Annotated in this window: 11 protein-coding genes and 1 pseudogene; 2 read left to right on the top strand and 10 right to left on the bottom strand. The window is 39.3% G+C overall.

The window, feature by feature from the left end; genetic code table 11:
- Nucleotides 1–47: 47 nt before the first annotated feature.
- Nucleotides 48–1,763 carry a proline--tRNA ligase gene (locus AC1M85_RS11295; RefSeq protein WP_481589083.1) on the top strand — a complete coding sequence of 572 codons (1,716 nt, stop codon included), beginning with the start codon at nt 48–50 and terminating at the stop codon, nt 1,761–1,763.
- Between the two features lie 36 nt (nt 1,764–1,799).
- Here the strand turns inward: AC1M85_RS11295 and AC1M85_RS11300 are convergent, their stop codons facing one another.
- The 8 genes and pseudogenes from AC1M85_RS11300 to apbC all read right to left on the bottom strand — a co-directional run bounded on the left by AC1M85_RS11300 (nt 1,800) and on the right by apbC (nt 10,836).
- Nucleotides 1,800–2,753 (bottom strand): DUF6160 family protein, encoded by a 954-nt coding sequence (locus tag AC1M85_RS11300; RefSeq protein WP_488213089.1) that lies wholly within the window; start codon nt 2,751–2,753, stop codon nt 1,800–1,802.
- Nucleotides 2,754–2,785: 32 nt separating this feature from the next.
- Complete coding sequence (locus AC1M85_RS11305; protein ID WP_488213090.1) at nt 2,786–5,254, bottom strand: DUF6160 family protein; 2,469 nt, start codon at nt 5,252–5,254, stop codon at nt 2,786–2,788.
- Nucleotides 5,255–5,279: 25 nt separating this feature from the next.
- Nucleotides 5,280–5,969 (bottom strand): hypothetical protein, encoded by a 690-nt coding sequence (locus tag AC1M85_RS11310; RefSeq protein WP_179999378.1) that lies wholly within the window; start codon nt 5,967–5,969, stop codon nt 5,280–5,282.
- 106 nt (nt 5,970–6,075) lie between these two features.
- Nucleotides 6,076–7,485: pseudogene (locus AC1M85_RS11315) on the bottom strand (hypothetical protein); the annotation flags it as partial.
- 218 nt (nt 7,486–7,703) lie between these two features.
- Nucleotides 7,704–8,273, bottom strand: coding sequence for a dCTP deaminase (gene dcd / locus AC1M85_RS11320; protein ID WP_004694514.1), 570 nt, complete (start codon nt 8,271–8,273; stop codon nt 7,704–7,706).
- A 114-nt stretch (nt 8,274–8,387) separates the two neighbouring features.
- On the bottom strand, nt 8,388–8,981 hold the full coding sequence (locus AC1M85_RS11325) for a LysE family translocator (RefSeq protein ID WP_180028060.1): 594 nt from the start codon (nt 8,979–8,981) through the stop codon (nt 8,388–8,390).
- Nucleotides 8,982–9,253: 272 nt separating this feature from the next.
- The gene (locus AC1M85_RS11330; RefSeq protein WP_155756999.1) at nt 9,254–9,409 is read right to left on the bottom strand and encodes a hypothetical protein; all 156 of its coding nucleotides are present in this window, start codon (nt 9,407–9,409) and stop codon (nt 9,254–9,256) included.
- A 143-nt stretch (nt 9,410–9,552) separates the two neighbouring features.
- Nucleotides 9,553–10,836 carry an iron-sulfur cluster carrier protein ApbC gene (gene apbC, locus AC1M85_RS11335; protein WP_488213091.1) on the bottom strand — a complete coding sequence of 428 codons (1,284 nt, stop codon included), beginning with the start codon at nt 10,834–10,836 and terminating at the stop codon, nt 9,553–9,555.
- 385 nt (nt 10,837–11,221) lie between these two features.
- On the opposite strand from apbC, the gene AC1M85_RS11340 reads away from it, so the two are divergent.
- The gene (locus AC1M85_RS11340; RefSeq protein ID WP_488213092.1) at nt 11,222–11,491 is read left to right on the top strand and encodes a hypothetical protein; all 270 of its coding nucleotides are present in this window, start codon (nt 11,222–11,224) and stop codon (nt 11,489–11,491) included.
- A gap of 39 nt (nt 11,492–11,530) precedes the next feature.
- On the opposite strand, the gene AC1M85_RS11345 is transcribed toward AC1M85_RS11340, so the two are convergent.
- On the bottom strand, nt 11,531–11,881 hold the full coding sequence (locus AC1M85_RS11345) for a hypothetical protein (protein ID WP_092766966.1): 351 nt from the start codon (nt 11,879–11,881) through the stop codon (nt 11,531–11,533).
- A 148-nt stretch (nt 11,882–12,029) separates the two neighbouring features.
- Nucleotides 12,030–12,836 (bottom strand): hypothetical protein, encoded by an 807-nt coding sequence (locus AC1M85_RS11350; RefSeq protein WP_488213093.1) that lies wholly within the window; start codon nt 12,834–12,836, stop codon nt 12,030–12,032.
- Nucleotides 12,837–12,894: the final 58 nt, after the last annotated feature.

Consider the following 12,894-nt stretch of genomic DNA (forward strand, 5'->3'; position numbering starts at 1 on the left):
TTATCGTATAATCTTATGCTTTAACGCTCATTATTAGGACAAATTCCATGCGCGCGAGTCGCTTTTTATTTGCAACGTTAAGAGAAACCCCAAGTGATGCTGAAGTAATCTCTCATCAGCTGATGCTTCGTGCGGGTATGATTCGTAAATTGGCTTCAGGATTATATTCTTGGTTGCCAATGGGCGTACGTGTGTTAAATAAAGTCGAAGCGATTGTTCGCGAAGAAATGGACCGTGCTGGTTCACTACAAGTATTGATGCCTGTGACCCAACCGGCAAGTTTATGGGAAGAATCTGGTCGCTATGTGCAATATGGTCCAGAACTTTTACGCTTTAATGACCGTCACAACAACCCGTTTGTTCTCGGCCCTACACATGAAGAAGTCATTACTGATTTAGCGCGTAACGAACTCAAAAGTTATAAACAATTACCCGCTAATTTCTACCAAGTACAAACTAAATTCCGTGATGAAGTTCGTCCTCGTTTTGGCGTTATGCGCTCTCGTGAATTCGTGATGAAAGATGCTTACTCATTCCATGCAGATCAAGCTTCATTACAAGAAACTTACGACACGATGTACGATGCCTATTGCCGTATTTTTACTCGTTTAGGTTTAGACTTCCGTCCAGTTCAGGCGGATACAGGTTCAATTGGCGGTTCAGGTTCGCATGAATTCCATGTATTGGCATCAAGCGGTGAAGACGATATTGCATTCTCAACTGAATCAGATTATGCAGCCAATATTGAAATGGCTGAAGCGATTCTTGTAGGTGAACGTGCTGCACCAACTCAAGAATTAAAAATTATTGAAACGCCAAATCAAAAGACTATAGCTGATGTATCTGCTTTCTTAGGTACCGATGCAAAACAGTCTGTCAAAGCTTTGTTGGTACAAGGAGTCGCTGAAGAAGGTAAAACTGCGCCTGTCGTGGCACTGTTCCTTCGTGGTGACCATGAGCTAAACGAAATCAAAGCTGAGAAACATCCGCTGATTGCATCACCACTTGCATTTGCAACTGAAGAACAACTGAGTGCTTTAGGCTTAACCGCTGGTTTTGTTGGTCCTCAAGGTTTAGTCGAAAAAGGGATTAATGTCATCGTTGACCGAGCAGCATCAGTTTTGTCTGATTTTGTTGCAGGTGCAAACGAAGCAAACAAACATGCGACGGGTGTGAACTGGGAGCGTGATGCTCAATTCACTGAAGTTTATGATCTTCGCAATGTTGTTGAGGGTGATCCATCTCCAGATGGTAAAGGTGTACTTCAAATTAAACGTGGTATTGAAGTTGGTCATATTTTCCAATTAGGTCAAAAATACTCTGAAGCTCTGGGCTGCAAAGTATTAGGTAAGGATGGTAAACCATTCACTGTAACAATGGGTTGTTATGGAATTGGGGTGACTCGCGTCGTCGCGGCTGCCATTGAACAAAATTACGATGAAAAAGGAATTATTTGGCCTGCTGCTATCGCACCTTTCCATGTCGCAATCGTTCCGATGAATGCTCATAAATCACCTCGTACTGTAGAGGCTGCTGAAGCACTTTATACAGAACTTCAAGCTGCTGGTTATGACGTGCTTTTAGATGACCGTGATGAACGACCAGGCGTTAAATTCTCCGATATCGAAATAACAGGTATTCCGCACCGTATTGTTATCGGTGAAAAAGGTTTAGATGCTGGTACTTTTGAGTACAAAGGTCGTTCTGATACTGAATCAAGCAACCTGAGTAAAGAAGAAATACTCGCTAAAATCGCCCAATAATTTGAGCATAAAAAATCCCGCTATTCGCGGGATTTTTTATAGACCGTTGATATTCACTTTCAAATCTTTCACAGATGTACCAATAGCCCCAAAGCTCCCCATTGAGCCATTCGCTAAACCATTAAAGACCGTCGGACTACTCGCCCCCTCACGTCCCAACATCACATTGTTGAGACCAACATTCATTTTACTAGATTGTCCTGTATTTCCGATGTAAATACCTGAAGGTGCAACACCTGCATGGAAACCAGATAATGAAAAACCATTGTTTTGATCAGTAGCTTTAGCCTGAAAATCGAATTTTGCAGAAGAATTACCAGATACAAATGCAATAGGACAGCCTGTGCCACAGATTGATTGAATTGCGCCTCCAAACTGGACCATGTAGCCTTGTGGCACATTGCCTAATTGAACATTGATTTGAGGACGTTGGGATTGATTTAATGTAATTTCAAAGTTTCGATCAGTACTGCCTATTTCTAAAATTTTAGCGACGCCAGGCACCAATTGCTTCAGATCATTATAAATCGATTTAGTTTGCGTAGTACCAGACACCTGATTACTGCTGGCGATATAGAGTGCGAATGGACTCAATTTAAACCCAGTAATTTGCTCCGCAAAAGTGATACCTATATTGGCATATGGCGTGCCATTGCCTCCGTCTGTATCAATTTTTGCATTGATTGTAGACGAACCAGGGGTATGACCTAAAAATTGAACCTGAATTGGATTACCAGTTGGACCTGCGACCACTAAGCCAGCAGCTTGTGAATAATTTTTTCCTAATATTGGATCTTTAATTCCGTCTTGATCAATGATCGCAGCCTGTGTGAACTGGATCTTATCCATTCCAATACCAATGCTGATCCCATCTTGACCAGTAGTAGATGAAAGAGACTGATCATCTAATGGTTGCATAGCAAAACACGGGAATCCCACCGCAGTGGTCAAAATAAGCAAACTGAATCGTTTTGTTTTTATCATATTCATGAGTCTATCCCTCAACTTTCCATATTTACTTATTAATTTCGAGGTGTAATGCGCAATTCACTATTCAAGCGACCGCCAGTAATAGCCAATTCGCCTAAACGAGCGCCAGCACCTACAGTTGGAGGATAGAAGTTGATGTCTCTTGCTCTAAAAACACCCGAAGTTGTCTTTTGAGGATTGAACATCAAGGCAGCATTCACACCTAATTGTCCCGCACCATTTTGATCTTTACTAACAACCAATGCATTATTAAATGCAATTTTACCTGTCAAACGGTCTAAACCAAGTGTTGAACCATTATGAGGATCGGTAATTTGGAAGGTGTTATTGTCACCTTTCAATTCTAATTCACCTACAAAAGATAAGTTCTGACCATCTTCAGCAGCATTATTTGGAATTAAAGAAAAATCAACATCACCACCAAGACGTGATTTCACCACAAACATCACATCATCAGCTAAAGCAAAATTGTTATCTGGTGATGAACTTCGCGTAGCACATCCTGCTGCTCCACTATTTAATTTACAGGTTTTATAAATGGTACCTGGCAGATATCCCGCAGCAACTTCTGTTGATAGAACAATCAACATATCGCGCAAGCTGACATTTACACTACCATTTTCTACGCCCATATTTCCTGTACCCTTCGCGTACAGATCAATATTACGTAAACCCATATAGTAATCGGTTGATGTTGCCGTATCTCCACTGCCTACCTTACCTCCATCAACCACTAAAATTGACGTGGTTTTATTACCTAGCGCTTGACCATTAGCTCGGTCTACCCCAGAGGTACTCATTGCAAAAGACAAACCAATTCTTGAGGTATTACCCGTTGTAGCAATCATGTTTTTAACAACATCGGAGCCTGCTAAAGTGTAATAAAAAGCTTGATCTGCACGAACTGATGTTCCATATAGAGCAAGATTGGCATTCAGATTATAAAAAGGCAGTGCCAAACCCCACTCATTTTTAACATTTGTATTCGCAAACAAGTTAGCTGCTGGTGTTCCTGCACTATTGGTAAAACGTCCACGGCGGGAAATAGACTGAAATTCAGCACCACGAATCGCAGCAATCAAGCTGTATGGATTATCACCTGTTACTGCATTATGAATTTGGTGCTGATAATCAGTTGCTAAGGTTAAATAACTTCCATTACCAAAACGACTTTTTTGGAACACTTCGTTTTCAGGTAAGCGCAGTGTTTTTGTATCGGCTAAATTGAGATACACGTTACCGCTATCAAAAGATGCTCGAGTATTTGGTCTTAACCCTGTTAAGTTACTAAACTCAAAACCGTATGCATTTAGACCTGCCCCACCAATTTCTAAAGTCGTTGCTTGTCCATCACTTCCGAGCATTGAATCATTGTCTTTGGTAAAGTCAGCTTTCATACGGAATCCGATTCCAGAATCACCAATTACACTATTACTAGATGAAGCCGTTGGACTATTGGCATTTCCTAGAACACTTTCATTGCCTTTTGTACCACGAAATTGCAACGATGAATTGACCATTCGCCCGCTGGCACCTACACGGATGAGACCTTTAGCTCCTTGAGGATTATTCGTATTGCTATTTAAAGCATATGGGTCATTTGAACTCACGTTCTTATTCAACATTACTTCAATATTTAGACCCGAGTTTGTTGTTTCACCCTCAGCACCTGACTTACCATTGCCATAGGTTCCTGTGTTAATAAATCCTGCTTTTTTTGAAGCCGAATTTGCAACACGGTTTAAATCCACATAACCCAAATTATCATTAGGCGTACTACTCATACCGGCAACATTATCTGTCGACCCTGTACGTGTATTCGACTGCATTCTCAATCCCTCAACTTCATCCACAAACATGGCACCACGTGCTTTGAAGTTGAAATTGAAGTTGTTTAAAACAAGTTGGTTGAGTTGGTTTCGTGCGTCAGTCTGCCCTAAATAGATATTGGCATTTTTAATCCCTAGTGCGATTTCGCTAAGATTCTCTTTGCTGAATAATCCGTGAATCGTTCTAAGCGATAAATCAGTATTCGAAGTAGTTTGTAAAGCCAATTGACCCATTGAAAAACTACAACGGCTTGAACTCTCGTTATCACAAATTCTGAGATTATTCATGGTCACTAAAGCAGGTGTCACACTGGCATTGAAGTCTAAACCTGCTTGGTTCGCATTGCTTCCAGCATTAATTTTAATATCTGCCCCTAATGTTTGATTAGTGACATTACTTTTTCGAATAGAGACATTATCTGCTGTTGCCTGCAATGTATTATTGGTTGCTCCACTACTGCCACGACCAGCTTGATCTTGCCAATAGACCTGATCCATGTTGGCTTCAGTCAATGTTGTCGAGATATGCACACCATCTTGACCATTGACATTTCGCAAAGCTTCGTCATGCATCACTTCTAAAGCCATGGCATGACCGCTTGCAAGCAAGATACTCAGGCTTAATGCATTCATAACCAGCAATGAGCTGTGATTATATTTTTTATTGTTCATCACATTTCCTTATGCATGTCTAATTTCAACAACGCTGGTGACTGCCGTCACAACCAAACATCATGACTTTACCCTGAACAGCTAAATTACCATTCATTTTTAAACCCATAAAACCAGTTTCTCGCCCATGGTCATATGCAGAACGAGGAGCGTTAGATGAATCATAACGTGTCACTTGCAGGTAACCATAGTCAGCAGGACTTGTTCCTACACCCTCAGTGGTGGCATTGCTGGTAAATTTATCCTGACCAAAAGCCAAAGCATCAAAACCAAAATTACGAATTTGAATTGGCTTAGATGCATCAAAGCTCAGTTGCATCGCTGCTTTAAGCTGATCAGTACCAGAATCATTTTTATAGCTGAGATCTACACCATCCAAGCCAATCTTTTGAATATTTAGAGTGCCCTGAATCCCTTTAAAAACAAGCCATAATTTAAAACCATCTGTACTACTTGCTTGACCATCTTTGATATAGCGATTATTGACAGCAAGCGCGAGACGACAATATTCCACATCCTTACACAGTGCATCATCAAACACATAACGTTGAACATTATTCTCAGTCACTAACTTTTGGTTTAAAGAAAGTTTTAATGAGAGATCAGCTCCAGCTTGTCCTTCAACATTTTTTAAAGCTTCATCTGACATGGGCTCAAGTGCATAAGTCATTGATGCTATAACACTGAATAGGACAGCGACTAATGAATTTTTCATGAATGCTCTCCTATAATCCTTTTGTGGTGATTTTCATATGCTGAATAAGAACACCATCAATGACCGCAGAACCCATATTTTTAAAATTTGATGCTGGCAATGCGGCATTAGGCGTTTGGGGAATTGGATTGACTGCACCAAAACTTATACCTACTGCATCTGATCCTTTATAAGCACTTAAAGTATTATTCGCAGCGTTATAAGAAGTACTTCCAATAGTGATACTGCTATGTGTTGCATTCGTCCCTTGATAGCCATTCAAACCATTGTTACCACATTTATAAAAGTTACAGGTTGAGCCCGCATATTCTGTCGAGTTTGGATTGCTATAATCTGTGTATATTTTTTTATAAATTTCAGGTTTATTTGGAATACGCGTGAGTTCCAAACTAAAGTTTTTACCATCAGAGCCTAGAATCAAAGGCTGATAGAGTGAACCCAATACGATATTGGCATTCAAATTATGAATAAAGATACCCTCATTGGCATCAAATACTGGTGCCAGAGTATTGTTGATGGCAGGGGTTTGTAAATTAGGAGTGTCTGATGTTTCACGCGTACTCAGTCTAAGAACATTGGCTGTTTTATTCCCCGTCGTCAGATTTTGACCATCACCTGAGTTCAAACGCACAAGTCCAGCAACACCCAAGGTGTTGTTATAAAATGCACTCATGCCTGCTTGGTTACTTGCACCATTTAAAGTTTGAAAGATTTTTATATTACTTCCATTAATGGAAAAATTATTCCAAATGGCCTGTAAACGAAGTCGATTAGCACGATCCGCATTACTCGTTCCTGCTTTTTCACCCAATTGGTAAAGTAGTGGATCCCCTTCTTTACGAGATGGATCAAGAACAAAAGCATCCGCCCACATGGCCATCTTCAATTTGTAAGCATCAAGACCATTGGCTGCATCCGTAGGACGAACTGTGTCCATTAATGGAGCTTCAAGCGTCAAGAATGGAACCTGACAGCTAGGATCATTACTTATACATGTTTTATTTAAATCAAAATTTGGAACCTGATTTTCAGTACCGACTCGAAGTAGCCATGGATTGGTTGCTGTTCCCCATGATCCTATACGTGCATCTTTATCTGTCGCAGCTAAGCGCGTATTGTGATTATTATCAGATTTAGATAATGCGAGACCATACACGAACAAATCAGCCTTACCCACGGAATGATCTTCTGACCCTACTGTTCCATTTTTATTGGTATCCAATGCCGCATCCGTTAAAGGACCCACTGGAATGAGATGAATATATCCGGTATCTTTTTGGCGATTCATTAAATCTGCCGCAGTTGAATTTTCCCCTTGAAAAACAAAATAAGCATCTTGAGGAATCATGGCGACACCCTCACCAGTCGTCGCACTTAAATTTTCATCCGAAAGAGGCTGCAATGCATAGACCGAAACCGTAGTAAGCGTCATTAAACTTGCAAGTAAAGTCTGATTAAATATGTTCGTATAATTAAGTGCCATCTCGACCTTCCCGTATACGATGCCTTGCACCATATTTATATTTTTAATTGTTCAGAGAAGAATTCCATGCTTCTCTTTTAATATTAAGATTACATCACAGTTTATAGTATATAAATGAAGTAGAATTTGCAAAAAATTGCGATTGGGTTGGCATTTTTTCCGATAAATGAATAAATTCAATTTTTCAAATACTTATAAAAAAAGCAAACTCATTGAGTTTGCTTTTTGCATGAAGTCTTACAATTCAATACTTAGGTTTTAGGTAAAGTTACACCTGTTTGACCTTGATATTTTCCACCACGATCTTTATAAGATGTTTCGCACACTTCATCAGACTCAAAGAACAACATTTGAGCAACACCTTCACCAGCATAAATACGTGCAGGTAAATTGGTTGTATTTGAAAATTCCAAGGTCACATGACCTTCCCACTCAGGCTCAAGTGGCGTCACGTTTACAATAATACCGCAACGCGCATAGGTTGATTTACCTAAACACACCGTCAAGACATTACGTGGGATACGGAAGTATTCTACTGTACGAGCAAGCGCAAATGAGTTAGGTGGAATAATACACACGTCAGCTTCGATATCGATAAAACTTTTATCATCGAAATTTTTTGGGTCAACAATAGCAGAGTGAACGTTTGTGAACACTTTGAACTCACGCGCACAACGAACATCATAACCATAGCTTGAAACGCCATATGAAATGAGTTTTTGACCATTTTCATCTAAACGAACTTGGTTTTCTGCATACGGTTCAATCATGCCGTGTTTTTCGCTCATTTCGCGAATCCAACGATCAGACTTAATAGCCATTTATTTATTCCCAGAATACATATTCAATTACTGCGCTGTACTTTAACTGAAAACCCCGTCAATGGAAATAACCCACGATTTGTATTCCTGTTCAGTCTGCTGCGGTGAATCATCTTAAAGACTTAACAATGCCGAATAACTCATTGGAATTGAGAAACTCATCAGGACTAAGGATGCTGTTTTTTGCATATTGGACTGGTTTACCCACTTAATTTTATTATTGGCTAACAGCGACCCAATGAGTGTCCAAATAAAAGCGATGGGTAGGATCAATAAAATAAACATCAACATGTGCGCAATATAATAATCTACACTCACCCAAACAATTGCAGGGAAAATAGCCGAGGCAAAAAGCAAAGCTTTAGGATTTAGTAAAGTTGCACAGAATAATTCAGAAGCTTTGATGGTGGGCTGATTCAACTGATGTTCTACGTTGGCAGTGCGCCATAATTTGATGGCCAGATAGATAATATAGAATGAACTAAATAATTTTAATATCACTGGCAAAATTGGCAAATGAGTGGTGACACGACCAATTAAAAATCCCCATGCAGTGATGGCAATAAGATAGCCTAATGCTTCCGCGGGTATTAAGCGAAATGACTTTTTAATACCTACCTGTATGCCTGAAGATGCAAGTAAAGTATTGGTTGGTCCGGGTGTGAATAAAATCGTGGTAACCAACGCAATAAAGAGCCATGAAATCATAGGATGACCTCGCTGATAATGCGCTCAGATTAATCAGGATTATTTCAATTGGCAAAATATTATTTGTGTGAAAATTTCTCAAGAATGAAACACAATTTTTTTTGTAATATTTTTCATCAGGTTAGTTTGTCATTTAAATTATAACTCTGAAGTCACACAATGTAATCGAAACGAAAAACATGATGCACTCTTGCAAAAATGCTTATAGCACGTTCTTCATCGATGAAATTCAGCATCACAGTCCATTCACGCTGTGATGCTAAGTTCAAGTATTAATTTGACTGTTGTTCAGCTTCTTGAACCTGAATATTTAAAGATTTCTTTTGGAATTCTTTAGGATAATCAACATAAGGAATAATAGCAGCAGAAGCTGTCGTTGACAGAATGAGAGAAATCATAACCATCTTCATTGCAGTGATTGAACGCATTTCTATACCCATATAACGTGAAATTTCACAAAATATTTTAGGTAGAAAAATTAGAGTAAATAATCCTAAAACGACGAACGGTCAACAAAAAAACCTGCCTAAGTAAGACTTAGACAGGTTTAATATCGAGTCTTTTCAAATAGTTAGAAAATCCGACTTTTATCTCTTTCAGCTTTAGGCAATGCAGCTGCAATCTTCTGTGCAATTTCAATATAACTATCTGCTGCATCATCACCAATCAATACAGATGGTTTACCTTCATCGGCATGCTCTCGGATTTTCGCATTCAATGGTAAACGTCCAAGTAATGGAATATCGTATTGTTCCGATAACTTATCGCCACCACCAGTACCAAAGATTTGCTCTTCATGGCCACAGTTTGAACAAATATGTGTCGACATATTTTCCACCACGCCCATCACAGGAATTTGAACACGGTTAAACAATTCAATACCTTTGGTCGCATCCATCAATGCGACATTTTGTGGTGTCGTCACGATCACTGCACCGGTCACTGGAATACGTTGTGCCAGAGTTAATTGAATATCCCCTGTTCCTGGTGGCATGTCGATCATTAATACATCAAGATCAGGCCAAAGGGTTTGGTTGAACAGTTGCATCAATGCGCCTGTTGCTTTTGGACCACGCCAAGCCACAGGAGTATTGTGATCTCCTGTCAGATGACCAATCGACAACACCGCCATACCAAAAGCATCCAACGGTACAAAATGTTCTGCCTCGATCATTGGGGTTTTACCGGCATTGCCAAGCATCGTTGGGATACTTGGACCATAGATATCTGCATCCAACACACCTACTTTCAGCCCGAGCTTTTGTAATGCCAGAGCTAAATTTACCGTAGTGGTTGATTTGCCTACACCACCCTTACCTGACGAAACTAAAATCACGTTCTGGATACGTGGATGCTTAGGTACATCACGTTGCTGTGGTGCAGCTTTTTGAATCGGTGCTTCTTCTTGTTGAGGTTGGTAATTCGCATTCGCTTGTTTTACCGCATCTTGGCTTGCAGATGCATCTACAACAGGAGGCAGATTGGATTTTGGGGCTTCGGCTTTTTTGCTTGAACAGCTTTCACCTGCTGCATGGTTGTGCCCACAGCCACCTTGTTGTTGAGCATGACTGCCTGTTTTTTGCTGAATGACATGCATATTCAGCTCTTTAATCCCACACTTTTCCAAAGCATCAGCAAGTTCATCGTGAATTTGCTGTAACTGATCTTTTTCACTTGGCACGGTATTAATGGTAATTTGTAGTACATCATCTTCAACATTGACCTGTGTGATTCGATCTTTCAAAAAATTGTCAGAATTCGGCAAAACGTAGTGTTGTAATACGTGTTGTACAGCCTCTTCATTCACCTCCTTTGAGGGTGAAAAAACAGATTTGAGTGAAGAAAGCCACGACATACCGTACTCCAAGTCTGGACAGAAACTGATAAAGGAATAGTTTAACGAGAAATATCAACAAGGTTAAGCAACAATATATTGATCCCCGTTTGATTAGAAATATGTTAGTCGAATTCCAACTAAATTAGTCAGCTTTTTTATTATTTTTATTGGCGTATTGCGAATGCTGTCATTGATACACTCTATAAACTTGATTTCACTGTTAAACGCCTTGATTCATGTTGCAAGTGATTCATGCTTTCAACAAATAGCAACACAATAGCGAATTTTTAACATTAAAATTGAAAAGAATATAAAACCAAGATAACGCTACGATATGTCTTTAAAACAAATAAATCTGAAACTTAAATTAAAAACACGCTCAATAACTGCCCTAATGAGCACAATGCTCCTTCTACCAATTTCAGGCTATGCCGCCAATGAATCCCGAAGTTTTCGTACTCCTTCAGGACAAATCATCAGCTTAGGTGACTCTTATGCAAAATTAAGCTCACACATGAAGCAGACGCCGACTTCAACACAACATTATGAATGGAAAGAAGGAAAAAATCTTTTTACGGCTTATAGCTATACCTACGAATTTCATGATCTGATTTACACCTTTACTGTGGTGAATAATGAAATTAGAAAAATCGAATGGATTAGAAAAAATTAAAAAAAAGCTCATCTGATGATGAGCTTTTTTGTGATCAATTTACTTTTTCAGTTGATCAATTTTTTCTGATGCTTTTGCTTTAAGATCCGCAAATTTTTCACTCGCTTGATCTTTCAGGTCATGCAATTTATCTGCTGCTTGCTCTTTTAAATCTACCGCTTTATGTTTTAAATCATCTAAAGTTGAATGCGCTTCAGAAGAATTTTGCTGCGTGTCATGTTTTAGATCATTCAGTTTTTTTTCACCTTCAAGCTTGGCTTCTGCTGCACCATGCTTCACTTGATCCAATGCTTTCTCGCCTTTCAGCTCAGCTTCTTTCGCCTTTAATTTCAGATCATCGCCGAGTTCTGAAGCTTTGTTTTTTAAGTCATCAATTTTATTATTCGACATCTTCAATCCTCTTTATCGCTTTGATAGTGAATCTTAGTTATATCGAAGATTTGCAGTGCTCATCGTAAATGTTTCGAATCACTACAATTTCTCACATGATGATGTAGAACAACACTACGCTGTAACTTTTGAGTTGAAAATGATGAATTTAGGAGCGAATATTCGACATAAAGTTCAATGCAGAAAACAACCAAATAAATAAAATAAAGCTTCGTGCTTGTGTGAAATGCTCGACATCCGTGCCATGCAAAATATTATGACGTGTCGCAGTCACATTCGAGCTTGAATCCATTTTATAAGCCGCGAGTTCTGCAAAGTATGGATTAAGCTCAATGGCAATCTTGGATTTATGCCAAAGGCTCTTAATTTCATTGCCTTTCAAACCCGGTACAATTTTATAAACATCGACAAACTTGGTGCCGTTTTGTTTTAAGAATGCTTGTTGAATCAGTACATCTGTCAACAGCCCTTCCAACTGTGCATAGAGTAAAGGCACACAACCTGCATAACAGCCGAGTTTATACATTTTAAAGGCTTCAACAATCACAGGTCGACGCAAGGCTTTATTCTGCTCATCGATCTGCATAGCATCGAAAGCGGTCAACACATCTTTTTGAAAAGCTTCAGTGTTAATAACATCAAGTAAATTAAAACTTTGCACATCTTCGTAAGCATGAATTTGTTGCCAAAAGTGCATCAGATTTAACGCATCATTGGCAACTTTCGAACCGACAGGTTGATCCAACTGATCGGCAAGCACATTAAAATATTCATCTTGCTGGGCAAGTTCACGTAAATGATTGACTAAAAGTGTATGTTCACCTTGTGAGATTTGATCAAGATAATCCTGTGCCTGATTAAGAATTTGCTTACCCAGAGTTGGTAAGCCCTGCACATTCGATTTGATGCGTTTTACAGGTTGCTCATCTTCATAATCATCAAAATCGTCATACATGGTCAAACACTCAGGTGAATAGCAGGATGTCTATTATCCCTGATAAGTCCGTAACAAA

Source organism: Acinetobacter sp. 24-47-64 (genome assembly GCF_057737055.1).